General features: G+C 36.7%; 23 protein-coding genes. 4 read left to right on the forward strand and 19 right to left on the reverse strand.

The window, feature by feature from the left end; genetic code table 11:
• The 9 genes from hisB to hprK all read right to left on the reverse strand — a co-directional run bounded on the left by hisB (position 1) and on the right by hprK (position 7,877).
• Positions 1-597 (reverse strand): imidazoleglycerol-phosphate dehydratase HisB, encoded by a 597-nt coding sequence (hisB, locus tag MKX39_RS13900; protein ID WP_340763206.1) that lies wholly within the window; start codon positions 595-597, stop codon positions 1-3.
• Complete coding sequence (gene hisD, locus MKX39_RS13905) at positions 594-1,877, reverse strand: histidinol dehydrogenase (protein WP_340769899.1); 1,284 nt, start codon at positions 1,875-1,877, stop codon at positions 594-596. Before hisD ends, hisB begins: the two co-directional genes overlap by 4 nt.
• A gap of 8 nt (positions 1,878-1,885) precedes the next feature.
• On the reverse strand, positions 1,886-2,494 hold the full coding sequence (gene hisG, locus MKX39_RS13910) for an ATP phosphoribosyltransferase (protein WP_245762730.1): 609 nt from the start codon (positions 2,492-2,494) through the stop codon (positions 1,886-1,888).
• 13 nt (positions 2,495-2,507) lie between these two features.
• Entirely contained in the window at positions 2,508-3,689 is a 1,182-nt protein-coding gene (locus tag MKX39_RS13915; RefSeq protein WP_340769901.1) for an ATP phosphoribosyltransferase regulatory subunit, read from the reverse strand.
• Between the two features lie 312 nt (positions 3,690-4,001).
• A complete protein-coding gene (locus MKX39_RS13920; RefSeq protein ID WP_340763209.1) occupies positions 4,002-4,511 on the reverse strand; it encodes an acyltransferase in 510 nt (169 codons plus the stop codon).
• Positions 4,508-5,158, reverse strand: coding sequence for a pyrophosphatase PpaX (gene ppaX / locus MKX39_RS13925; RefSeq protein ID WP_340769903.1), 651 nt, complete (start codon positions 5,156-5,158; stop codon positions 4,508-4,510). Before ppaX ends, MKX39_RS13920 begins: the two co-directional genes overlap by 4 nt.
• On the reverse strand, positions 5,155-6,093 hold the full coding sequence (locus tag MKX39_RS13930; protein WP_340763211.1) for a nucleoside recognition domain-containing protein: 939 nt from the start codon (positions 6,091-6,093) through the stop codon (positions 5,155-5,157). Before MKX39_RS13930 ends, ppaX begins: the two co-directional genes overlap by 4 nt.
• Before the next feature lie 15 nt (positions 6,094-6,108).
• Entirely contained in the window at positions 6,109-6,918 is an 810-nt protein-coding gene (lgt, locus tag MKX39_RS13935) for a prolipoprotein diacylglyceryl transferase (RefSeq protein ID WP_340769905.1), read from the reverse strand.
• Between the two features lie 23 nt (positions 6,919-6,941).
• Entirely contained in the window at positions 6,942-7,877 is a 936-nt protein-coding gene (gene hprK / locus MKX39_RS13940) for an HPr(Ser) kinase/phosphatase (RefSeq protein WP_093537649.1), read from the reverse strand.
• Positions 7,878-8,000: 123 nt separating this feature from the next.
• On the opposite strand from hprK, the gene MKX39_RS13945 reads away from it, so the two are divergent.
• Complete coding sequence (locus MKX39_RS13945) at positions 8,001-8,552, forward strand: N-acetylmuramoyl-L-alanine amidase family protein (RefSeq protein ID WP_340769907.1); 552 nt, start codon at positions 8,001-8,003, stop codon at positions 8,550-8,552.
• A 437-nt stretch (positions 8,553-8,989) separates the two neighbouring features.
• Here MKX39_RS13945 and MKX39_RS13950 read toward each other — a convergent pair whose 3' ends face one another.
• From MKX39_RS13950 to MKX39_RS13970, 5 genes are all read right to left on the reverse strand, one after another.
• A complete protein-coding gene (locus MKX39_RS13950) occupies positions 8,990-10,093 on the reverse strand; it encodes a DUF4097 family beta strand repeat-containing protein (protein WP_340763216.1) in 1,104 nt (367 codons plus the stop codon).
• An 83-nt stretch (positions 10,094-10,176) separates the two neighbouring features.
• The gene (gene uvrA, locus MKX39_RS13955; RefSeq protein WP_093537646.1) at positions 10,177-13,068 is read right to left on the reverse strand and encodes an excinuclease ABC subunit UvrA; all 2,892 of its coding nucleotides are present in this window, start codon (positions 13,066-13,068) and stop codon (positions 10,177-10,179) included.
• Between the two features lie 6 nt (positions 13,069-13,074).
• A complete protein-coding gene (uvrB, locus tag MKX39_RS13960; protein ID WP_093537645.1) occupies positions 13,075-15,057 on the reverse strand; it encodes an excinuclease ABC subunit UvrB in 1,983 nt (660 codons plus the stop codon).
• A gap of 464 nt (positions 15,058-15,521) precedes the next feature.
• On the reverse strand, positions 15,522-17,099 hold the full coding sequence (locus MKX39_RS13965; RefSeq protein ID WP_340769911.1) for a M14 family zinc carboxypeptidase: 1,578 nt from the start codon (positions 17,097-17,099) through the stop codon (positions 15,522-15,524).
• 143 nt (positions 17,100-17,242) lie between these two features.
• Complete coding sequence (locus MKX39_RS13970; protein ID WP_093537643.1) at positions 17,243-17,479, reverse strand: IDEAL domain-containing protein; 237 nt, start codon at positions 17,477-17,479, stop codon at positions 17,243-17,245.
• 178 nt (positions 17,480-17,657) lie between these two features.
• Here MKX39_RS13970 and MKX39_RS13975 point away from each other — a divergent pair, with 178 nt between their 5' ends.
• Complete coding sequence (locus tag MKX39_RS13975) at positions 17,658-18,197, forward strand: competence protein ComK (protein ID WP_175496285.1); 540 nt, start codon at positions 17,658-17,660, stop codon at positions 18,195-18,197.
• Here the strand turns inward: MKX39_RS13975 and MKX39_RS13980 are convergent.
• A complete protein-coding gene (locus MKX39_RS13980) occupies positions 18,194-18,559 on the reverse strand; it encodes a hypothetical protein (protein WP_093537641.1) in 366 nt (121 codons plus the stop codon). The genes MKX39_RS13975 and MKX39_RS13980 overlap by 4 nt on opposite strands.
• Positions 18,560-18,718: 159 nt before the next feature.
• Positions 18,719-19,948: an EAL and HDOD domain-containing protein gene (locus tag MKX39_RS13985; RefSeq protein WP_340769913.1), complete on the reverse strand. Its 1,230-nt coding sequence runs from the start codon at positions 19,946-19,948 to the stop codon at positions 18,719-18,721.
• A gap of 156 nt (positions 19,949-20,104) precedes the next feature.
• On the opposite strand from MKX39_RS13985, the gene MKX39_RS13990 reads away from it, so the two are divergent.
• Entirely contained in the window at positions 20,105-20,881 is a 777-nt protein-coding gene (locus MKX39_RS13990) for an enoyl-CoA hydratase-related protein (RefSeq protein WP_340769916.1), read from the forward strand.
• Between the two features lie 76 nt (positions 20,882-20,957).
• On the opposite strand, the gene MKX39_RS13995 is transcribed toward MKX39_RS13990, so the two are convergent.
• Positions 20,958-21,278, reverse strand: a complete 321-nt coding sequence (locus MKX39_RS13995) for a DUF378 domain-containing protein (RefSeq protein ID WP_093537638.1) — start codon at positions 21,276-21,278, stop codon at positions 20,958-20,960.
• A 186-nt stretch (positions 21,279-21,464) separates the two neighbouring features.
• Between MKX39_RS13995 and MKX39_RS14000 the strand changes: the two genes are divergently transcribed.
• Entirely contained in the window at positions 21,465-22,019 is a 555-nt protein-coding gene (locus MKX39_RS14000; protein ID WP_340769917.1) for a GNAT family N-acetyltransferase, read from the forward strand.
• A gap of 218 nt (positions 22,020-22,237) precedes the next feature.
• Here the strand turns inward: MKX39_RS14000 and MKX39_RS14005 are convergent, their stop codons facing one another.
• Both MKX39_RS14005 and MKX39_RS14010 read right to left on the reverse strand, forming a co-directional pair.
• Positions 22,238-23,119 (reverse strand): DMT family transporter, encoded by an 882-nt coding sequence (locus MKX39_RS14005; protein ID WP_340769918.1) that lies wholly within the window; start codon positions 23,117-23,119, stop codon positions 22,238-22,240.
• 104 nt (positions 23,120-23,223) lie between these two features.
• Entirely contained in the window at positions 23,224-24,192 is a 969-nt protein-coding gene (locus MKX39_RS14010) for a DMT family transporter (RefSeq protein ID WP_093537634.1), read from the reverse strand.
• Positions 24,193-24,248 lie beyond the last annotated feature (56 nt).

Here is a 24,248-nt window from a genome sequence, read left to right on the forward strand (position 1 = left end):
TTATGTAAGTAGACCTTTTGTAGAAGGAACACCCTTCACTCGATCGTCTTTTGTAATAGCATCATCAATAGCTCGAGCCAATGCTTTGAAAATTGCTTCAATCATATGATGTGTATTTGCACCATAATGAACGATTACATGTACATTCATACGTGCCTCCAAGGCAAATTTCCAGAGAAATTCATGAACAAGCTCTGTATCAAAATTCCCTACTTTTTCAGTTGGAAACTGTGCACGAAACTCTAAATGTGGACGATTCGAAATATCAATGACTACTTGTGCTAAAGCATCATCCATTGGTACAAAGGCATTACCATAGCGTTTAATACCTATTTTGTCTCCTAATGCTTCTTTTACCGCTTGTCCTAGAACAATACCGATGTCTTCTGTCGTATGGTGATCATCAATATATGTATCTCCCTTAGCTTTAATAGATGCATCAAATAAGCCATGCTTAGTAAATAAATCTAGCATGTGGTCCATAAATGGTACACCTGTATCTATGTCCGCTTTTCCTTCACCATCTAAATCTATTTCAACCCACACTTTTGTTTCGTTCGTCATTCTTTCTATTTTTGCCGTTCTTTTGTTTGTCATTGCGAATCCCCCTTATCCCAACTTCTTGACTCTACAGACCTAGCATGCCCTTCTAATTGCTCTAGTCTCGCTAAGCGAGCAATTTTAGGATATTGCTCCTGCCACATTTCTTTCGAATAGTAGACGACACTTGTTTTCTTCACAAAATCATCTACACATAATCCACTTGAAAATCTTGCCGTGCTATTTGTCGGAAGTACATGATTGGTACCCGCAAAATAATCACCTACTGGCTCACTACTGAATCTCCCGATGAAAATAGCTCCAGCATGCTTAATTTTTTTACTTAGTTCCTCTGGTTGCTTTGTAATAATTTCCAAATGCTCTGGTGCAAGTTCATTAACCGCATCTAACGCTTGTTCTAATGATTCTGCAATATAGATATATCCGAAGTTTTCAATAGAAGCACGAGCAATTTCTTCTCTCGGAAGAAGCTTTAATTGTCTTTCTACTTCTGAGGAAACTTGTTCTGCCAGAGTTTCACTTGTAGTAATTAAAACTGAGCTTGCAAATCGGTCATGCTCTGCTTGCGCCAAAAGATCTGCTGCTACCTCGTCTGCATAGGCAGTTTCATCTGCAATTATCGTTATTTCACTTGGACCAGCTATCATATCGATTGCAACTCTACCAAACACTTCTCGTTTAGCAAGTGCTACAAAGCTATTTCCTGGTCCCGTAATCTTATCTACCGCTCTTATCGACTCAGTACCGTAGGCCAAAGCCGCTATAGCTTGAGCACCGCCAACTTTATATATTTCGGTAATGCCAGCTATACGAGCTGCTACTAATACTGAATCAGGTAGTTTTCCATTACTCGATGGTGGTGATACAATAACTACCCTTCCTACTCCTGCTACTAATGCAGGTATTGCGTTCATTAGTACCGAGGAAGGATAAGCAGCTGTTCCACCTGGTACATATAAACCTACCGCATCTAATGGTGAAATTTTGTATTGAATATAAGAATTGTTAGCTAATGGGAAGTCTATTTGTTTGCGAACCTGCTCTGTATGAAATGCGCGAATATTAGCAGCTGCCTCTTCCAAATCGCCTATCAGTTGTCTATCAAAATTAGCATACGCTTCGTCCATCTCTTCTTTGGTTACTTTGAGTGATGTGAGTTTTGCGCCATCCCATTTTTCTGTGTAACGAAAAAGTGCTAGATCACCATTTTTTCGTACATCCGTAATTACCTCACGAACTGTCGTTAAATGATCGGCATTTGCTTGTTCCACCGAACGCAATAATGAAATTGTATTTGTAAGCTTTTCTATTCTCATAGGATTCCCTACCTTTTGTTCAATTCATTTTTTAGTTGTGCAATAAAAGCATTAATCCGTTCACTTTTTACTCTGTAGCTTACTGGATTAACGATCAACCGTGAGGAAATGGGTACAATTTTTTCATATTCTACTAAGCCATTTTCCTTAAGAGTCTGTCCAGTGGAAACAATGTCGACAATGCGATCTGCAAGACCGATCATTGGAGCCAGCTCAATCGATCCATTCAACTCTATGATTTCGACTTGCTCTCCTTTTTCCTTATAGAAGTTTGTTGCGATTCTAGGATACTTTGTAGCAACACGTGGAGCAATATCGTTCATCGTTGTGTTCGGAAGACCTGCAGTAGCAATATAACAATTACTAATTTGTAAATCTAACAGTTCATGGACATCACGATGCTGCTCTAGCAAAACATCCTTGCCCGCAATACCGATATCCGCTACACCATGTTCAACGTATACAGGTACATCCATCGGTTTTGCCAATATGAATTGAATGCGCTCGTCAGGAGCCTCTACGATTAACTTTCTAGAATCATCAATCTCGGCCGGTAAGTTAAATCCTGCTTGGACAAATAGTTTATATGCTTCTTCAAAAATACGCCCTTTTGGCATTGCAATTGTTAATTCATTCTTCACGGAAAGAACCACCTTCGGACACGATAATGACTTCATCGAAAATTTGTTTAAACGCTTCAATATCACTTACACTCTCCGCGTATTGCAGTGTCACATATTCGGATGCATTTCTTCTAGCTTCCGCTAACACATTCGCTTTAGAAAAAGAGCCTTTATCAAATAGAAGAAGTGTGCGCTTTTCTTTCATTAGTTGCTTCGGTAAAACTTCCAATAATCGATCTACTCGGATACCAAATCCAGTAGCTCCTACTTTTTCGTTGAACTGTTTAAATAACTCATCATATCGACCACCATTTCCAATAGAGAAGCCACTTCCTGCCGCATGAATCTCAAACAGTATGCCTGTGTAATAGCTCATATGACTTGCCAAATAGAAATCGAAAGATACAACCGAAAAGTCATTCAATTGGAATTCTAATAGAGCTTGAAGTTCTTCCACTTGATCAATCAAATATTGTTGATCGTCATTAAGGAATTGACGGAAATCAGAAAATACATTGGAATCGATTGTAAATTCTATTATTTTACTTAGTCTATCTTTTTGTTCTTCTAGTAAGTTCATGCTTTCTAACATTTGTGAGAAACCTACTAAATTCTTCTCAACTAATAGTTGTCTTAGCAATTCAACTTCTTCATTATTATTCGTGTTGTTTGTCAAGAATGCCGTTAGAATTTCAGCGTGACCGATTGTAATTCGGAAGCCTTCTACACCTAAATCCTTCAACAGTTCTATTGCTGTATAAATTATTTCACTATCAGCATAAGGACTAAAATCCCCAATCAGTTCGAGTCCTAGCTGCTCAAACTCTGCTGGTCTTCCGCCTTCTCGCTGTTGTGCTCGAAATACATCCGCATAGTATGCTAAGCGTAATGGATTTTTTTCCTTCAATAACTTAGAAGCTGCTATTCTAGCAATCGGCGTCGTCATATCGGGACGTAAAACTAGCATCTCGCCTTGGTTGTCTACTAGTTTAAATAATGATGATTCATCAATAGCGGAAGCCTTTCCTATTGTTTCGAAATACTCCACGGAAGGCGTTTTTATAAAGTCGTACCCTTTTCTTCGTATAAAGTCTCTTGCTGTTAATCGTATGTATTCTTTTTGTTCGTTTACTTCTGGAAACGAATCTCTCATTCCAAGAGGTTTTTCAAACATTTGAATTTTGCTCACATTACCACTCCTAAAAATACTTTAGTACACTAGAGAACTAACAAGATGAATTAATAAAATTTTATACTATTTTAACCATTTCGTCAACTTGTTGGTATTCCCTCTTTTTGAGTGAGATATTTTTAGTGGAGAGAATTTATCAGTGTTAATAAGGAGCGAGATTGTTTAGTTGGAATTTTGGTTCTGGTAGTTGGAATTTTGAAGGGGGTAGTTGGAATTTTTTCATGTTTAGTTGGAATTTTGAGCCCTTTAGTTGGAATAGTAAATTTTCACCACACAAAAAAGGCTATCCATTATAGGATAGCCTTTTCATTAGTTTTTACTTCGTTCTATCATTTGTTCCTTCGTATAAATAATACGCATTGGGTTTCCTCCAACAAAGCATCCTTCTGGGACATCAGCATTGACGAGAGTTGCCGCAGAAACAATTGCGTCATCTCCAATTGTAATGCCAGGTAAAATGGTCGTATTTGCACCAATCAATACTCGATTACCAATTATGACATCACCGATACGATATTCATCGATCAAATATTCATGTGCTAGAATTGTCGTATTGTAGCCGATAATGGAATTGTCGCCTACTTTAATACGCTCTGGGAACATGACATCCACCATCACCATTAAAGCAAAAGAAGTTTCCTTTCCTACCTCCATTTTCAAAAAGGTCCGATAGAAAAAGTTCTTCCAACTTAAAAATGGAGAATATCTAGCCGCCTGTATAAAGATAAAATTTTTCATCACTTTCCAAAATGGAACAGTGTCATATACATGCCATAGAGAGTTTGCACCTTTTACAGGATAACGCTCGGTCCTTCTCATATATGCTGTCCTTTTACTATATCAAGTAGGTCACTCATTTGATGAAGCATATAAGTAGGATTATAAGTAGCTAAGTGTGCTTCTCCTTTGATGGACCAAGCTACAGCTGCTGTATCAACATCAGCTCTTTGCCCTCCTACAATATCATGAAAGTTGTCGCCAATCATCAGTGCGTCTTCTTTATTAGCTCCAATTCTTTGAAGTGCTATTTGGATAGGCTCAGGGTCTGGCTTTGTATGCGTAACATCCTCGAAACCAACAATCGTATCAAACAATGTTTCACACTCCATTAATTGGAGGCCTCGATCAATCATTTCTCTTCTTTTAGTAGAAACAATTGCCATTTTATAGCCATCCTGCTTTAGTTGTCGTAAAGTATCTACGACACCTTCAAACGGTACTACCATCTGGTCATGTCTTTCTAGGTTCCATTTACGATAAGAAGCAGTTAAAGTCTCCGTTAATGTTGGATCTATTCCATCAAATGTTTCATATAATGGTGGACCTAAAAACGGTAGCACATGCTCCCGACTATATTTCCCCGGAAATGTTTCTCCTAATACGTGTAAAAAAGATTCAATAATTAGTTCGTTCGTATCTAATAATGTGCCGTCTAAATCAAAAAGTAGTGCTTTATAGTTTCTCACGGGACTACCACTTCCTTATGTTTACTTTGCTCCGCTTTCCTCCAAACATAAGCTACTACAATTGTTAATACGAAAGCGGTTATTAATCTTATTAATAATAATGGCCATATCGGAATTCCTAATGGCATAAAGATCAATGTATCCTCGACCACTGCGTGACATGCCACTAAGAATATAAAGACCAATGTTGCATCCTTTTTACTAACTCCATCCTCTTGCACTGCTTGAATCATTACACCTGCCCCATAAGCAAGCCCAATCGTCAGGCCTGCTACAAGTGTAAGAGAAGCATTTGGTTGTACGCCAATAACTTTTGTAAAGGGAGCTAGCTTTTCTGAGAACTTTTGCAAGTAATTTCGGTCTTTCAAAAATTGGATGATAACCATTAATGGTATAACGATTAGCGCTAATTGTATAACACCGAACGTTGCCTTCTGTAAGCCAAGCAAAATAATTTCTCCCCATCCATCAGGAACTTGCTGACTTACTTTTAGCGCACCATATTTTGCTACCTCTCCGCCTCCTTGCCACACAAGATTAATAATGACAGCAGAAAGGATTGCCAAACCAAATCGTACAACCAAAACAACCCATAATTTCACTCCAACGCGAAGGGCAACTCCAGTTTCAATGAAAATATTATGAGAAAAGGAAAGCATTGTCGCTAATATGAAAACTTCTTTTACAGTTAACTCCAAAGATAGTATACCTGCGATCCCGGCATATAAATTTAATGCGTTTCCTAGCACTAAAGGAATTGCAGCTTCTCCCCGAAGTCCCAATAACCCCATAAACGGCGAGATGAAATCAATAATCCAAGGAAGAACAGGAGTATATTGTAAAATCACTACAATTAATGTAATCGGGAAGATTACTTTACTTAATGTCCATGTTGTTTTAAGACCAGCTAACAGTCCGTTTTTCAACGTCCCCATCTTATCCCAGCTTTCTTACTTATCCTGATAATGAACAACAGGTTTGACTGTCATTCTTCTATATATAAATACAATTAGAGCAACTACAATGGTCACTATTGAAACGACCTGTGCAGTTCGCAACTCCCCTATTAAATAGAGACTGTCCGTACGCATTCCTTCGATGAAGAATCGGCCAATAGAATACCACACGGCATAAAACAGCACCATTTCCCCTCGACGTAAATTTACTTTTCGAAGCAATATTAATATGATCACGCCTACAAAGTTCCAGATGGATTCATATAAAAAAGTTGGGTGATAATATTTTCCATCTATATACATTTGTTCAATAATCCAATTGGGAAGCATTAAATTTTCTAAGAAAGTTCTCGTTACTTCTCCACCATGAGCTTCTTGATTGATGAAATTTCCCCACCGACCAATAGTCTGACCGATTAAAATACTCGGTGCTACTATATCTGCAACCTTCCAAAAAGAAGAGCCGCGTTTTTTGGTGAAAATATAGGCCGTGATAAACGATCCTATCAACGCCCCATGAATGGCAATTCCACCATTCCATATTTCAATAATTTTGCCAGGGTTTTGACCATAGAAATCCCATTTAAAAATAACATAGTAAATTCGCGCACTAAGAATAGCAATGGGAACCGCCCAAATAAGTAAATCGGTTAAATAATCCGGATGAAATCCTCGTTTAACCATTTCTTTTTGTGCCACGAAAAATGCTAATACGATACCTAGAGCAATGATTACTCCATACCAACGTACTGATAACGGTCCTAGCGAAAAAGCGACTGGGTCAATTATTTGTAACAAACTCATATGTATCTCCCTTCAAGCATCATTTAATAATCCACTTCTGTATTTTGTTCTATAACATCATTTAAACGTTTAGCGAAATCTTCCGCAGCATTTACACCCATTTTTTTCAATCGATGATTCATGGCTGCCACTTCAATTATAACTGCTATATTTCGACCAGGGCGAACTGGAACAGTTAACTTCGTAATTGCTGTATTAATAATTTCCATTTTCTCTTCTTCTAGACCTAGGCGATCATATGTCTTTTTCTCATCCCAGATTTCTAATTCGATTACAAGCGTTATACGTTTATAACTCCGAATTGCACTTGCTCCGAATAAGGTCATTATGTCGATAATACCTAATCCGCGGATTTCTAAAAGATGCTCGATTAACTGCGGCGCACTTCCAACTAGAGTGTCCTCGCCCTCTTGTCTAATCTCTACACAATCATCCGCTACTAAACGGTGACCCCTTTTCACTAACTCTAACGCCGTTTCACTTTTTCCGACTCCACTTTTCCCGGTGATTAGCACACCAACCCCATAAATATCTACAAGTACCCCATGTACTGCAGTTGAAGGCGCTAACCTACTTTCTAAAAAGTTTGTAAGCATACTAGAAAATCTTGTAGTAGGCAAACTTGTCGTTAATACAGGAACCGAACTTTCATTGGATGCAGCGATTAACTCCTTCGGTACATCCATTCCGTGTGAGACAATTATGACCGGTGTATCTTGTGCACAAAGTCTTCTCATTCGTTCACTTTTTTCTTTTGGCTGTAGCAAAGCAAAAAAAGAAATCTCTGTCTTTCCTAAAAGCTGTATACGATTTGAAGGATAATGTGTAAAGTAACCTGCAATTTCAATTCCTGGTCTGGAAATATCACTCATGGAAATGTGACGTCCAATACCTTCTTCCCCACTTATTAATGTGAGATTCAAATGCTCTTTTATATCTTTCGTCGTCACATGTGACATACCCCTTAACTCCCTTCGTCCTACATTTGCAAACCTAGTACTTATTTTATCATGATTGTCTACTTAAATTGTATCCATTTATCTTTTCTTCTTCTATTTAAGAGAGGAAGGGAGGTTTTTCCGATGAAAATTATGTTGGATGCTGGCCACGGACCTAATACTGCGGGGAAACGTACACTAGATGGAAAAATGAAAGAATTTGAATTTAATGAGGCTGTTGCACAGTTTGTTAAACAGGAACTGACTGCTATCGGACTAATAGTTATTAATGGTCATGACAGAGGGAGGGATGTTCCTTTAAACGAAAGAACAGCGTTAGCAAATAAAATGGGAGTGGATGCATTTATTTCTATCCATGCGAATGCATTCGGGACAACATGGAATAATACGAGTGGAATTGAAACCTTCACCTATACGAAGCCTTCCAAACAGTCCACTATTCTCGCATCGCTTATCCAAAACTCTTTATGTTCGATTACAGGAAGATTAAACAGAGGAGTGAAAAAAGCAGACTTTGCGGTTGTTCGAGATACAAGAATGCCTGCAGTACTAGTGGAATGCGGATTCATGACGAATAAAAATGAAGCAATCTTACTTCAATCCACGAATTACAGAATGCACTGTGCAAAAGCCATCACCTATGCAATTCTATGTTGGATTCAACAGAAACGTTAAACTTGAAAAGATATACTGTAAAAAATACGTCCATACATAGGTATGGCGTTGTTTTCCGCTCTGGTCGGACGCTTTCCGTGGGCACGGCTTCAATCTCCTCGTCACTACGAAATCACGTGCTCGTGCTGTTCCCACTGGAGTCACCGACCTGCGCTCCAATCAACAATATCCACTTGAGGTAAACGAATAACTGACTACAATAGTAGGTATTTATTCATAAGTTTATATGGAAATAATTAATGTTGAAATGAACTCTAGTACAAAGAGCGTTAAGTGAAGACTCCGCAGGAACGTACCAATGGAACAAAGGATAAGTACGCCACATCGTGTAGCAACTCCCGCGGTAAACGTACATCTAAAACAGAAATCCGTAATATTATTTTATTATCTTTGCACATAAAAAAATGGAGGGGGATATTATCCCCCTCCATTTTTTCTTATTCTCCTTCTACTGTATAACGGACAACAACAGATCCTGTTTTTGCATCACCGTATACTCGTAAAGGTACAGCTTCGGAATCGACTATTTTCGTAAATCCAACCTTTTTGTTTAACAGCTGCTCAGATTGATTTAAGTGCGTAACATCAGCCAATTGAACATCTATCTTACCAATTTGGGAAGTAGCTTCGCCTTTAATCGAAACATCTTTTGGAATATACAGTTCGACCGTTCCAGCTACTGCCGTTCCTTCTATTTTACGTGCTGCTTTATCTTTTGTTGTTAAAATAACATGTCCACTTACCGATGAGCCCTCAATTTCTTTAAGCTTGCCATCTACGTAAATACGACCATTCATCGTCTCTACTTCAATTGTTTCTCCTACAACCCTTTGAACTTGAACCGACCCATTAACCGTTTCTATATCAGCTCTTTCAAACTTCAAGTCCTCTAATTCTACTTTTCCGTTTGTAGTCTTCACTTTAAATGAATTCGCTTCTAAATTCTTAGCTAAGAACTCACCATTAAACAATCGAGCAGAAATATAGTTATACTCTTTAGTCGGTACATATAACGTTACTTGAACAGAAGTGGTTTTCATATCACTATACAGACGTAATTTGTTTCCTTCTGTTGTAAATATAAACTCCTCACGGAAACGTGCCTTTGCTTCCTCTTCAGATGAATTCTTAAAGGATTTAACTTTGACACTAGCATGCGCATGCTTTTCTTCCGACGGAAGTACTTCCACTTTACCATTCGCAATATTAATAGAGATATCTGTGAAATCTACATCCGCTTGGACGAATTCTTCTTCAAATACAACCGGTTCTCCAAATGGCATTTCAAAATCTTTCATTTTGTCGACGGTACCTTGCATAAACTGCATAAATCTTTCACCCATCACGGTAAAATCACGCTTCAAGTCCTCGACGAAATCCGTATTATTATTCGATGACTTTTTATATTCTTTTTCCTCAGGGACAAACGGTGTAACAGGTGCTGTTTGTTTTCCAAGCTCTTCTAGTAATGCCAATGCTTCTTGTGCAGTAATCGTGCCATTTTCAACCATATCTAAAATACGTTTTCGTTCTTCTTGCATAGTGAAAGGCCTCCTCATGAATTTATACTATAAATCATTTTTACTTACATTACTTTATACGAATGAAAAATCAAAAAGTTTCATCATGTAGTGGATACTGGACTTTTTTTCTTTTTAGTTGCTTTCGCTACAACATCATCCATCCGTTGTCGATCTCTTTCTAAAACGGTTTTCAAGTACTTCCCTGTATAGGAATCTTTTGATGCAGCAATTTTTTCAGGTGAACCTACCGCAATGATGGTACCACCCTTTTCTCCACCTTCAGGTCCTAAATCAATCATATAATCTGCTGTTTTAATGACATCTAAATTATGCTCAATTACTAGCACGCTATCACCGTTATCTACTAAACGTTGAAGTACGATTAATAATCTTGCGATATCATCTACATGCAGACCCGTAGTTGGCTCATCTAAAATATAAAATGACTTCCCGTTAGAGCGCTTGTGTAATTCAGAAGCCAGTTTAACCCGCTGTGCCTCTCCACCAGAAAGTGTTGTAGCAGGTTGTCCTAATTCCATATACCCTAATCCTACATCTACGATCGTTTTTATCTTCCGACTTATTTTTGGATGGTTCTCAAAAAAGGCATAGCCATCCTCTGCAGTCATTTTTAAAATATCCGCTATATTTTTACCTTTGTAATGTACTTCTAATGTTTCACGATTATATCTTTTACCATGACAGACTTCGCATGGCACATAGACATCTGGCAAGAAATGCATTTCAATTTTGAGTATTCCATCTCCGCGACATGCCTCACAGCGGCCACCTTTTACATTGAAGCTAAATCTTCCTTTTTTATACCCTCTTACTTTTGCTTCATTTGTTGTGGCAAAAAGGTCTCGTATATCATCAAACACGCCCGTATAGGTAGCGGGATTAGATCTTGGGGTACGACCTATTGGCGATTGGTCAATCTCAATTACTTTTTCTAACATTTCTATACCCTCAACACCTTTACTAATACCAGGTTTTACTCGAGAGCGATTTAACTTTTGTGCTAATGATTTATATAATATTTCGTTGACTAATGTACTTTTACCAGATCCTGAAACTCCTGTAACAGCGGTAAATACGCCTAACGGAATATCTACACTGACATTTTTTAAGTTGTTTTCAGAAGCGCCTTTTATTTTGATAAAGCGACCGTCTGGTTTTCTTCTTTCAGCTGGAAGTGGAATGAACTTTTTCCCGCTTAAATATTGTCCTGTTAGTGACTTTTTGTTTTTCATCACTTGTTCAGGAGTTCCTGCAGCGATTATCTCTCCACCATGCACTCCTGCACCAGGTCCCACATCTATCAAATAGTCAGCAGCCATCATTGTATCTTCATCATGCTCTACTACAATTAAGGTATTTCCTATATCTCGCATGTTTTTTAGCGTCTCAATTAATCGATCGTTATCCCGTTGATGTAAACCAATAGAAGGTTCATCTAAAATATATAACACACCTGTCAGTCTTGATCCGATTTGAGTAGCTAAACGAATACGTTGCGCTTCTCCTCCGGATAAAGTTCCTGATGCACGGTTTAACGTTAAATAATCTAGTCCCACATTTTCTAAAAACCCTAATCGTTCGTGGATTTCTCTCAACACAAGACGAGCAATTTGCATATCTTTTTCTGATAAGGACAACTCCGCGAAAAATTTATTTGCTTCTTCAATGGAGAACCTTGTAATTTCACCGATATGAAGAGAATTTATTTTTACAGCAAGCGTTTCCTCTTTTAAGCGGTATCCTTTACATGCTGGGCAATCGTGTTGCTCCATATATTTCTCCATTTGCTCACGAATATAATCCGATGATGTATCTTTGAATCTGCGTTCAATATTAGCAAGGACACCTTCAAATGACATTTCACTATCACGAACTTGGCCAAATTCATTTTCATAGCGAAAACGAATTTTATCGTCCCCTGATCCATACAAAATTTTGTTCCATTGATCGATTGGTAATTTTTCAACTGGAACATTCATTTTTATTTTGTAATGCTTACAAACGGCTTCTAATAGCTTCGGGTAATACTGAGAGCTTGTTGGTTGCCATGCGACAATCGCTCCATCTGCTAAGGAAATACTTTTATCTGGAACGACTAATTCCGCATCTACTTCTAACTTAGTACCAAGTCCGTCACACTGCCCACAAGCTCCAAAGGGACTGTTGAACGAAAACATACGAGGCTCTAATTCCCCAATAGAAAAACCACATATTGGACAGGCATGATGTTCACTAAATAGAACTTCTTCGTGCTCCATAACATCTATTAAAACTCTACCATCTGCAAGTCTTAGTGCAGACTCTAGGGAATCACTAAGTCTTGGGGCAACTCCTTCTTTCATGATAATTCGGTCGATAACCACTTCAATATTATGTTTTTTATTTTTGTCTAGATTGATATCATCATCTAAATCGATTAACTCCCCATCGATACGTACTCGAACGAAGCCTTCTTTTTTCATCTCTTCCAAAAGTTTGACATGCGTTCCTTTACGACCTGAAACGATGGGTGCTAACACCTGCATCTTTGTTTTTTCCGGGTATTCACTTAAGCGATCGACCATTTGTTCAATCGTTTGTGATGAAATTTCAATACCATGATTGGGACATATCGGTTTTCCAACTCGCGCATACAATAGTCGCATATAATCATAAATTTCCGTCACCGTTGCTACAGTGGAACGTGGATTTTTACTCGTTGTTTTTTGATCGATGGAAATAGCTGGTGATAAACCCTCAATAACATCAACATCTGGCTTTTCCATTTGTCCTAAAAATTGTCGTGCATACGCAGACAATGACTCTACATAGCGTCTTTGACCTTCCGCGTAGATAGTATCAAAAGCTAAAGAAGACTTACCAGAGCCAGAAAGTCCAGTCATGACTACTAGCTTGTCTCTTGGTATTTTCAAGCTAACATTTTTTAAATTATTTGCACGTGCACCTTGAATAACGATTTCTTGATTTTTCAATACATATCACCCTTCCAGCTTCAGTTCCAAAATAGCATCCCGTAACTCTGCAGCTCGTTCAAAATTAAGTGCTTTAGCTGCATCTTTCATTTCTTTCTCTAATTTGTTTAGAAGTGTTGCTTTTTCTTCTTTCGATAGTGGTTTTCCACTCATTAATCGTTGAGCATATGTTTCTTCCTCTTCCGCAACTTTTGTTGCACGGATAACATCGTTTATTTTCTTTTTAATTGTTATTGGTGTAATACCATGTTTTTCGTTATACTCCATTTGAATTGTCCGGCGACGTTGCGTTTCATCAATCGCTTTTCGCATGGAATCCGTCATTTTGTCCGCATACATAATTACTTCCCCATTTGAGTTACGGGCGGCACGACCAATTGTTTGTATTAAAGAACGTTCAGAACGTAAAAATCCTTCTTTATCCGCATCTAATATAGCTACTAAAGAAACTTCCGGTATATCTATACCTTCTCGTAATAAGTTAATCCCTATTATTACATCGTACGTACCTAGACGGAGCTGTCGAATAATTTCTGTGCGTTCTAGAGTTTTTACTTCCGAATGTAAGTACTGAACCTTAATTCCTATTTCTTTTAAGTAATCGGTTAAATCCTCTGACATTTTTTTAGTTAGCGTGGTGATTATTACTCGCTCATTTTTGGCAGATCTCTCATGAATTTCATTGATCAAATCATCTATTTGCCCTTCAATAGGCTTGACAGTTATGACAGGATCTAAAAGTCCAGTTGGTCGGATAATTTGCTCTACCATTTCTGGTGTATGCTCCAACTCATAAGGACCTGGTGTTGCCGAAACAAATATAGCTTGGTTTATATGTTTTTCATATTCATTAAAAGTTAAAGGTCTGTTGTCTAGTGCAGATGGCAATCGAAAACCGTAATTTACAAGCACAGATTTTCTAGCTTGGTCACCATTATACATTCCTCTTACTTGAGGTAATGAAACGTGACTTTCATCTACTACGAGTAAAAAGTCTTTTGGAAAATAATCTAGTAATGTATATGGAACTGCTCCAGCCTCTCTTAAAGTTAAATGGCGGGAGTAGTTTTCTATGCCTGAACAAAAGCCCATTTCTTCCATCATTTCTAAATCATATCTTGTACGCTGCTCTAATCGTTGTGCTTCTAACAGCTTATCCTCGCTGCGTAAGTAAGCCAGCTGTTCTTCCAATTCTTTTTCAATATTAGCTATCGCTAGCTTCATCTTTTCTTCCCGAGTAACGAAATGGGATGCAGGAAAGATAGCAACATGATCTCGTTCTCCTAAAATTTCTCCCGTAAGTGCGTTAACTTCACGAATCCGATCAATCTCATCTCCGAAAAATTCTACACGAAGACATCTTTCATCACGTGAAGCGGGGAAAATTTCTACTACATCACCGCGAACACGAAACTTTCCACGTACGAAGTTTAAATCGTTTCGTTCATATTGAATGTCGACGAGTTTACGTAATAACTGATTGCGTTCAATTTCCATTCCCGTTCTTAGCGATACGACCATTTCATTATATTCTTCTGGATTCCCTAATCCGTAAATACAGGATACAGACGCAATAATAATAACGTCTTTTCTTTCGAATAATGAAGAGGTTGCAGAATGTCGAAGCTTATCTATTTCCTCATTGACACTGGAGTCTTTTTCTATAAATGTATCGGTTGAAGGAACATACGCTTCTGGTTGAAAATAATCATAGTAACTTACAAAGTACTCAACCGCATTGTTAGGAAAAAACTCTTTAAATTCGTTATATAATTGACCTGCTAATGTTTTGTTATGTGCCATCACTAGCGTTGGTTTGTTTATCTGTTGGATAACATTTGAAATAGTATATGTTTTACCAGTACCTGTCGCACCTAGTAAGGTTTGATATCTTTTTCCTTCTTTAACACCCGCAACTAGTTCTTTTATCGCTTCGATTTGATCTCCCGCTGGCTCATACGGAGCTTGTAATTCGAATATTTGTTCCATACATAAGCCTCCCATTTTTTGAATAATTTCAGTTTAACATACTCTTTTTTTGTTTCCTAATAAAACGAACATACGTTTTTTATCTATCACAAAAGCCACTGTTTTCAGTGGCTTCAGACTGTGACAAACTCAATTTTAGGTATATAGAGTTTAATATTAAACTCGGCAAGGCCCACCACTTCGCTTTCCGTGGGCTTGGCTTCAGCCTCCTCGTCACTACGAAAACATATGCTCCTGCGGTTACTCGTCGCAAAGACATTGGTCAAACAAAGTTCGAGCAATGTCTTTCCTGCGGGGTCTTCAGCTCAAGCTATTCCCACTGGAGTCTTCGTGGTGGACCTTCCCTTATAAACAGTTCCAATAGAGTATTCAATATCTTACTTTTAATAGGACAAATAAACATCCTTCGGAACATTTATTACTATTCCTAACCGTTTATAAAAATGCTTTTGTTAATTCCATTATTATCTTTTAGATGCTTCTTGCGCTAAATATAAGCCTACTTTGTTGTTCTGCCTCCAGATAGCATCCCACTTCGATAAAGGCACAGGAATATCTCCTACATACGGAGAAATTTCTAATGTGATACCTGGCATTTTCGTTTGTTGGATAAACCAATCAGCAGATGCCCCTGAACCCTGCAAATATTGAGGAGGCATTACTTTGTAGCCAGTGAGCTTTGATAATGTTTTTGCCAATGCTTGATCTCGCTTGGATTCTGCATGCTTTTGATAGTTAAACCAGTACATAATTTGACCTGAAGAATGGTACGAAATATACGTTTTAAATTTATGTTTTTTGACGAAATCTAGAAATGCTTGTGACTCTGGTTCACTAAAAGCACTAGGTCCTTTATATGCCATATATGCAGGTTTCTTATGACCGCCGGTAATCTTATCCCAACCAGACGCAAAGTTATCATTTAAATCTACTCCACGAATATTGGATTTCCACCGATTAAAATTAGTACTTCCATTTATCTTTGTAGCAAGTGCCCCATTTTTTAAAGATTTTGGTCCAGATTGAACAAGTTTTACACCATCAGGATTCATCATGGGGATAAACCAAATAGCAGTTTGATCCAATGTCTCACGAACATTATATCCACCATAAACAGATTTGTTTTTGTAATGAATGCTATATGTGTCAATCATTTCAACTACAACGTTTGTCGTCATATGCTCTCGAGCATGTAAAGAACCATCTAGTAGAACTTCCTTTTTGCCGTTTCCTATTTTCATCGCATACATAGGGGTACCTTCTACAGATTTACCTATTTGCTCGAGCTTTGTAAACTCTGGATATAATGTTGCAACTACTTGAAGTAAATAAGTCATTTCTTCATAAGTTAAAACTTTTTTCGGTTGCAATAAATCCATATGGACAAAATCATTCATATTTATCCTTGCCTCTTGTCCAAGAAAATAAATAACACCTTTACTCTTTTCTAATGCTATTAAATCCACTGATTGATTTGCGGAAAGAGTTGCTATTTGGATTAATTGTTTATTGTAAATAGGTACCTCATCACGATTATATAATTTCATTGGATATTTCGCTTTTTTGCTAGTATCTATTATAGGTTCCGTCGTCGTAGGAATCGTACCTGCCAGTGGAATATAGTATACTTCTTTACCCACTTCTACTAAATGATAGACAGAAGCAGTTTTAGTACGAGTTAAAACAGCTTCCTTTAACAGAGTTCCTTTTTGCACTAGATTTCCTTTTGTCATAATATAGTATGGGATTTGATCCTCCACTACTTTAAAACTCATTCGCTCTTGTTCAAACAAAGTGCTTGCTTGACTACTATGGATAAATCCTTGTACTCCATTAAAATCAATTTTATAATATCCTTCCTGTAAACCTGTTGTTTCGTACACATCAGCTTTTGTACCATCTAATAATATAGAAGAATCAATGGAGGCATCCGTTAGTACTTGATAGGTATCAAGGGTTTTAATATCCCATCTGTCTTCTGCTTGGACAATAGTTGGTAGAATTAATAGTAAAAATAATGCTGTCAGCAAACAACGTTTCATTTATTGCATCCTCCTTCTTTAACACTTATAGTGGTAAATCTTTCAACTTCTCTTAGCTTAACGCACTATTTTGTCAAAAGAAATAGAATTTTGCGATATAAAAAAACCACTTCAATAGAAGTGGTTTTTTACGTTAGATTTGATTACTTAGGACTGTTTAGTTGATGAAGTGCAGTTGTATAATCCATAAATGCTGCCATGTCTTTCTGATCCAATGCCTCATCTATTAATGTTAAGAGACGTTTACTACTTTGTTCCCGGTGGATTATGTTCAAAAACATATCAAGATATATTTCGTTTAACAAATTTTCAGCAGAGCTTTCCTTCCCTGCCTGGCCCATTGCTTTCAAGAAATCTGCATATGAATATTGTTTGTCCATCTCCATCACCCCGATGTCTTTTTTCTATTATATAAAAGCAACGAGCTACTTGCAATCATTTTTAGAAAATTAAGATTACATAGTTAATATGTAATATTCCGAAATTTCGGTATATATACTTGCTTTACTTCCAATATTAACTATAATTGAGGTATATAATACAAAGGGGTGGATTTTTATGTCGAATAAAGCAGAAGAAAAATCTTATTTTATTTCATTTGAAACCGCTGTACTTCAACCTTTTATAGTGAATAATATGATATTTACGAAAGTAACTAACTTTTCAGGTGAATCCCATATTATAGGTAAAAAGCCTTTTGATATTGTTCGTCACTCTTGTTCTTTTTATGGCTCTTCGTTTCAGCATACAGTACGATTATCGAGAGATGCGATTGGAAATTATTTAAAGTTACCAATTCTTATAGCGCATGACTTCGGAAATCCATGTATTTTCTTACCAATACTCTCGCCAAAATCTGATTTAAATGTGTGGTTCTCTTTGAAGGCAATAGCAGGATTTTATCCGTCTGAGGAAGGTTGTGTCGTTGTTTTAACAAATGGCCAAAAAATAATTGTTCCTTCTTCTCCACAAACAATAAGTAGACAGGTCGGATTTGCTAATATACTAAATATGCATTTACTGAAACGGATGAGCTATTTAATAAACACTGGTTACACCACGCAAACTCCACGAATTCAAAAAGACACACAGTACTAACGAAGTTTTTCTACTACTGCCAAATATATAGATAGTAGTTCTTCAACTCTATTGCGGAGACGAACATTTAAGTAACGACGATGTTCTTCATAGCCACCATGAAAAAATACATACTCTGTGAACATATCATCTCCTTCTCCCCGAAGAACTTTCATACTGTGACGCTTCATGTACATATGCGTCTGTTTTAACTCTTTTTGTACTTGCTTTCCTGCTTCTTCTACTAAAACGATATACGGACGCTTCAATTTAAATGGAGCATTTTCAAAAATAGTCCGATCTTTTTCTAAAATAGTCAAGACCATTGGAAGATAAATCATGTTTTCAAGATATGGAATTGCCTCTTCCGGTATTAATGGCATAACTACTCCTCCTTCTCCTTTTAGGAACGTACGTTCTTATTTTTAATTGTACTACTTTTATCGGAAAAAGCAACAAACGAGTTATTGGTATATAAATGAAACATTAGAAAAAACAATCACTAAAAAGAACAACTGCCATCTCTAAAATGGCAGTTGTTCTTAAGCTACTATATCCATAGCCCACCTACGGGCTTCTAAATAATATTTGTTTAATGTAATATGATCAATACCCATAGCTCCAGCACCTGCGATCATAGCATTCCATCTAACTTCGTCGCATGCTACGGCAAGTTCTAAATAAGGAGTCATATCGGTACTTTTTCCTGCTAGCGTCTCTATTACCTCATCTGTGAGAGGCAGTTCTTGAAGCAAAAGAGTCATCTTTTGATGCAATAATGTATCTATTAAAGAAAACATTCCTACAAGAAAGTATTCAGAAGAGTTTCGTAATGAATGATTTTTGGCTAACAGCTCACAAAACTTCGCACGGAATAAGGATGCTTCAATTAGAGCCATGCCATCGCCATTTGAATTTACGGTCGACTCTCTTAACATTAATACATATAACCAATGATTCAATTCTTCTAAGCCCAACATCACTACAGCTTGTTTAATGGAACGAATCTTAGATTTTTTTCTGGAGGTTGGCGAGTTAATAATTTTCAAAACTTTAAAGGAGAGCGACACATCACGCTCTATTTCCTCTGCTATTTGTTCAATAGAAGAAACTGGGTCACTAAGTAAGCTAATAATACGAAAATACTGTGCCATATTAGCTGGTACGTCTGTTCCTTTAATAATTTCAGGTTTAGCAAAAAAGTACCCTTGGAATAACCCGTATCCAGCTTCTTTTGCCTGATAAAATTCTTCACGCGTTTCTACTTTTTCAGCTAACAGAACAATATGAGGATAATTGTTCTTCACAATTTTTTCAATTACTTGTCTTTCAGAAGGTTTACTCAACATGAAATCTACTTTTATAAAATTAACTAAACTAAATAATTCATCATATAAGTTTATATTTTCATGTAATATAAAATCATCTAATGCAATTAAAAATCCGAGTTTTTTAATATATTTAAGCTTTTCAATTAAAGACGGCGTAATCGAAATATCCTCTAGAACTTCCACAACAACACGTTTAGGTGGAATCTTGTCAAATACTGTATTATCTAATAAGTTTTCTGTAAAGTTAATAAAGCATAATTTTTCTCCAACAAGGTTGTTTATACCAATCGTCAAAAATGAATGAGTTAATACCTCTAAAGTCGCAAAATCTCCGTCTGTAATAGGAAATACATTCGTACCACTATTACGATACAATAATTCAAAGGCAAAAATATGCTCATTTTTTGTAAAGATTGGTTGTCTTGCCACAAAAACATCCATACAAACTCCTCAAATCCTAAATATTCAATATGTCTATTGTAGCAAATATTTCCAAGGAAATCGATGTATTTTCTAATTATTACCTGTGGATGACAGAAAACTTGGAACATGATATGTTTGGTAATGGGGAAGAACATCGAAAGGGGAGAAATAATAATGGAATCTATTCGTTATACACAACAGGGGAATATAGCATATGTCACGCTAAACAGACCAGACGCATTAAATGCATTTAACTATGAAATGCTACGTAAACTCGGAGATATTACAGAATCTATACGTATTAACCCTGATATTCGTGTTGTTATTTTCACGGGTGCAGGAGAAAAATCATTTAGTGTTGGTGCAGACTTAAAGGAAAGAAAAACATTAACTGATCAACAAGTTAAACGGAATATATATAAAATTGGCGAAGTATTTACAGCGATTGAAAACCTTCCTCAACCCACTATAGCTATGCTAAATGGCTATGCTTTTGGTGGCGGAACAGAATTGGCGCTTGCCTGTGATTTTAGAATTGCTTCAGAAGATATTCTACTTGGCTTGACGGAGACAAGCTTAGCAATAATCCCAGGAGCTGGTGGCACTCAACGTCTGCCAAGACTTATAGGAGAATCTAAAGCATTAGAATTGATATTAACTGCTAGAAGACTAAAAGCAGATGAAGCGATGTCCTATGGATTAGTAACAAAGGTAACAACTCGAGAAGCTCTCCAAGAAGAAACAGAGGCATTTGCAAAACTAATGCTTGCAAATGGACCTATTGCTTTGCAGCAAGCTAAATTCGCTGTAAAACACGGGATGAATGTTGATCTACAAACTGGCTTAAGTATTGAAAGAAAAGCATATGAAATTACAATACCTACAGAAGATCGATTAGAAGCATTACAAGCCTTCGGAGAAAAAAGAAAGCCGATTTTTAAGGGGAAATAAGTTTCCGCATCAATAAATGCTTATAAAAAAAGGATAGATAATCTGCTTGAAGGTGCAGTTATCTATCCTTTCTTAGTTATTTATTTTTCTCATTCTCTTTTGAAGCTGCTTCATTTATATCCGTGAATTCTGGTTCCTCCCCGAATTCAGTTCCATATTGAAGGTTTCGAGAACTTTGTCTGCTTGTTCCGAACTCTTCTTCCTCAGACGTTCTAAATAAAAGTGGAATACAGATTAAGCCGCTTATTCCTACTAATGCATAGATCACTCTAGAAAAAGCTGCAGTCTGACCTCCAAAAATAGAAGCAACTAAATCGAATTCGAAAAAGCCGATCAATCCCCAGTTAATTGCACCAATTATAACGAGGGCTAAAGCAAGCCGATGTATAAATCCCACTGATTAACTCCTCCTTCATTAGTTCTATGAATGATAGCGACGATATGGGATAACATATCGAAAACAACTAAGATTCGTTCTTATCTTTTACCAGAAATAACGATTCATACATGAAGAGAAATTGAAATATTAAAATATGTGAAAGTGTTCACTTAAACTAAACTGCAGAAAAGTTGAAGAAAGGAGATGTTTGTAATTAGAGGAAATCCAATAAAATTTAATATACGAAATTTGAGTTATGTAATAAGGTCAGCAAAAGAGGAGGATGCGAAAACTTTATCTCAAGTGAGGTTGCAGATAGATGGCGAAACAGAAAATATGGATAGAGAAATGGGCGAAGCATACATAGATGAAGCTAGTTTTAAACAACTAATCATTGAAGACACCAAAAGTCCTTATAATCTATTTTTAGTTTGCAAAGCAAACGGTAAGATTGTTGGCTTTTCAAGGTGTGAAGGAAGTCAGTTGAAAAGAATGTCTCATAAAGTTGCATTTGGCGTTTGTGTACTCAAGGATTTCTGGGGATACGGCATTGGTACAAACTTGTTAAATGAAACAATTAAGTTCGCTGATACAAACGAAATTAAGAAAATTACTTTGAACGTACTGGAAACTAATCAAAAAGCCATCATGCTTTATAAAAAATATGGTTTTGAAGAAGAAGGGGTATTGAAGAAGGATAAGCTACTATCAGATGGGAATTATTATAATACCATAATCATGGGAAGATTTAATGAGTAAAGACAGACGCTTTTAACAACCAACGCATCCTTAGTGGAACAATAATAAGCACCTCTTAATGCAGCAGGAACCCGAGTATGATGCATCTCTCATGTATGCATACGTCTTCCATACAGTGTGGTCGCTGGAGTCAAAATAATACTATCTTGTGAATCGATTGTAAAACTACATACCTTCACAAAAAGCTCCAGCGAGATTCTATACCACAAACTGTAAAATCAGCCGACTGTTTTCATTTTATCCTTTTTCAAAAATCCCATTTTTGTTTCGGAAATTAGAATAGCTAACAAAATAAGAAATGCTCCAATAATCATTCTTCCTGTCATGATTTCACTCAAAATGATAATGGAAAAGACCATGCCCCAAAACGATTCAGTAGCTAATATAATGGCTGCCTTTGTTTCTGTAATATATTTTTGAGCCACTGTTTGCATGAGAAAAGCAATCGTTGTAGAAAAAATTCCTAAGTATAACAGATTCAGCACACCTTCAGATTCGACGGAAAAACTCGTTTCTCCTCTAAATAGTATGACGATACAACCAATAACTGCTGCAGTAACCATTTGGACAATCGTAAGCACAACAGGATCTTCCGTCTTAACAAACTTAGCCGTGTAAAAAATATGAAAAGCAAATCCTACCGCACAACCTAAGGTCAATACATCTCCCACATTGATGTCCGAAGATAATTTTAAAGATAGGACAGCAATACCAACAACAGCGAGAATAGCACCAGTTAGTTCGTACATATCTATTTTTCTTTTATATAAAAGAAATCCTATAAATGGAACGATAACAACATTTACGGCTGTTAAAAAAGCGTTTTTGGATGGTGTTGTAAATTGGAGTCCCACTGTTTGAAGAGCAAAAGCAATATATAAAAATAGCCCTAATAGCGCTCCTTTAATAAGCGTACTTTTGTTTAGCTTATTAAACTTTTTGAAAAATATAAGACTTAATATAACCGCTCCGATTAAAAACCTGCCAGCTAAAATCTGATACGGCGTATAATGTTCCAAAGCTACTGCACTTGCTACAAATCCACTACCCCAAATAATAGCGGTAAGTACTAATAATAATTCTCCCATATATTTAAACATTATTCCCACCAACCTTATTATACTAAAACTAGTATAGCGTAAATATTCACAAAAAAAGCGCCTTCTTCTACAATATTTTCATTGTAGTGAAAGTCGCTTTATAACTAGGAAATACTCTCTTGTAGACTTTGTTTTACTTGTTGACTTGTCTCTTTCTTTTGAATTAAACGGACAAAAATATTATTAGCAAGAAGAGCCAGAATGATAAAACCTACTCCTATAATTTCAAAGGAAGAGATATGGTTACCTTGAACACTTGAAATAACAAGTGTCGTAACAGGAACAAAGTTAATAAACAACAAAGCATTTAAAGGCGAAAGAATACTAACACCAATATTCCATCCAACTAAAGCAATAACTCCAGGAAAGACAATCATAAATAGCAAATGTGGACTAACTGTTTGAATAGTACCAAATGTCGGCACAGAGACGTATCCTACCATCGTTGCTATTGCTACAATTACAACTGCAGAAATCGTACCTAGTAAACAGCTTAATGTCGAATAACGAAGCACAGACCAGCCTCTAAACTTGTCTCCACCCATTGTATAAATAACCCAGCCAATAACCGCGATGAAAATCAATATAGATGGAATTATATTATTGGTAGCAGTCAAAAAGGAAGTGATATCACCTTTAGTAATAACAAGTATTGCTCCCACAAAAGAAACCACCACACATAGAATTGTAAATGAATAAGGACGGCGTCTATAAAATAGCCAAACGATTATAATTGAAATCATTGGCATTAACGATTCCATAATAGAAGCAACCATAACACCTGGTTCTCCTAGTAAGTCTTCACCCCAGAAAATAAGTAAGTTATAGACAGTAAAAGCCATTGTCCCAAAAAACCATAATAACCTTCCCTTTCCCTCCAATCGAAACGCCTTTGGTCCTTCCTTCCATAGTAAAAGTAAAACTAAAATTATGGAGACTGCTCCGTAGCGGAAAATAGTAAAGTAAAATGGATCAATATAAGTAAAAGCATGATGTGCTACCGGAAACATTGCTCCCCATGACACACTTGCGATAAAACATAATAAGGCACCTAAAAAAATATTATTTTTCATAAAATTTAATCTCCTTCTCGTATTCCCTTATCTATTAAACGTCATGATTACCTATC

The organism is Psychrobacillus sp. FSL K6-1464 (assembly GCF_038003145.1).
Classification (GTDB): Bacteria; Bacillota; Bacilli; order Bacillales_A; family Planococcaceae; genus Psychrobacillus; species Psychrobacillus psychrotolerans.

Bases quoted from the DNA above. Each gene is read 5' to 3' on its own strand.
- uvrB (WP_093537645.1), bottom strand. From the start codon at position 15,057: ATGGAACAAATATTCGAATTACAAGCTCCGTATGAGCCAGCGGGAGAT.
- MKX39_RS13975 (WP_175496285.1), top strand. From the start codon at position 17,658: ATGTCGAATAAAGCAGAAGAAAAATCTTATTTTATTTCATTTGAAACC.
- MKX39_RS13930 (WP_340763211.1), bottom strand. From the start codon at position 6,093: ATGGGGACGTTGAAAAACGGACTGTTAGCTGGTCTTAAAACAACATGG.
- hprK (WP_093537649.1), bottom strand. From the start codon at position 7,877: ATGTCACATGTGACGACGAAAGATATAAAAGAGCATTTGAATCTCACA.
- hisB (WP_340763206.1), bottom strand. From the start codon at position 597: ATGACAAACAAAAGAACGGCAAAAATAGAAAGAATGACGAACGAAACA.
- MKX39_RS13965 (WP_340769911.1), bottom strand. From the start codon at position 17,099: ATGAAACGTTGTTTGCTGACAGCATTATTTTTACTATTAATTCTACCA.
- MKX39_RS13950 (WP_340763216.1), bottom strand. From the start codon at position 10,093: ATGCAAGAAGAACGAAAACGTATTTTAGATATGGTTGAAAATGGCACG.
- hisG (WP_245762730.1), bottom strand. From the start codon at position 2,494: ATGCCAAAAGGGCGTATTTTTGAAGAAGCATATAAACTATTTGTCCAA.
- MKX39_RS13970 (WP_093537643.1), bottom strand. From the start codon at position 17,479: ATGGACAAACAATATTCATATGCAGATTTCTTGAAAGCAATGGGCCAG.
- lgt (WP_340769905.1), bottom strand. From the start codon at position 6,918: ATGAGTTTGTTACAAATAATTGACCCAGTCGCTTTTTCGCTAGGACCG.
- MKX39_RS13990 (WP_340769916.1), top strand. From the start codon at position 20,105: ATGGAATCTATTCGTTATACACAACAGGGGAATATAGCATATGTCACG.
- MKX39_RS13985 (WP_340769913.1), bottom strand. From the start codon at position 19,948: ATGGATGTTTTTGTGGCAAGACAACCAATCTTTACAAAAAATGAGCAT.
- hisD (WP_340769899.1), bottom strand. From the start codon at position 1,877: ATGAGAATAGAAAAGCTTACAAATACAATTTCATTATTGCGTTCGGTG.
- MKX39_RS14000 (WP_340769917.1), top strand. From the start codon at position 21,465: ATGTTTGTAATTAGAGGAAATCCAATAAAATTTAATATACGAAATTTG.
- MKX39_RS13980 (WP_093537641.1), bottom strand. From the start codon at position 18,559: ATGCCATTAATACCGGAAGAGGCAATTCCATATCTTGAAAACATGATT.
- MKX39_RS13920 (WP_340763209.1), bottom strand. From the start codon at position 4,511: ATGAGAAGGACCGAGCGTTATCCTGTAAAAGGTGCAAACTCTCTATGG.
- MKX39_RS14010 (WP_093537634.1), bottom strand. From the start codon at position 24,192: ATGAAAAATAATATTTTTTTAGGTGCCTTATTATGTTTTATCGCAAGT.
- MKX39_RS14005 (WP_340769918.1), bottom strand. From the start codon at position 23,119: ATGTTTAAATATATGGGAGAATTATTATTAGTACTTACCGCTATTATT.
- MKX39_RS13945 (WP_340769907.1), top strand. From the start codon at position 8,001: ATGAAAATTATGTTGGATGCTGGCCACGGACCTAATACTGCGGGGAAA.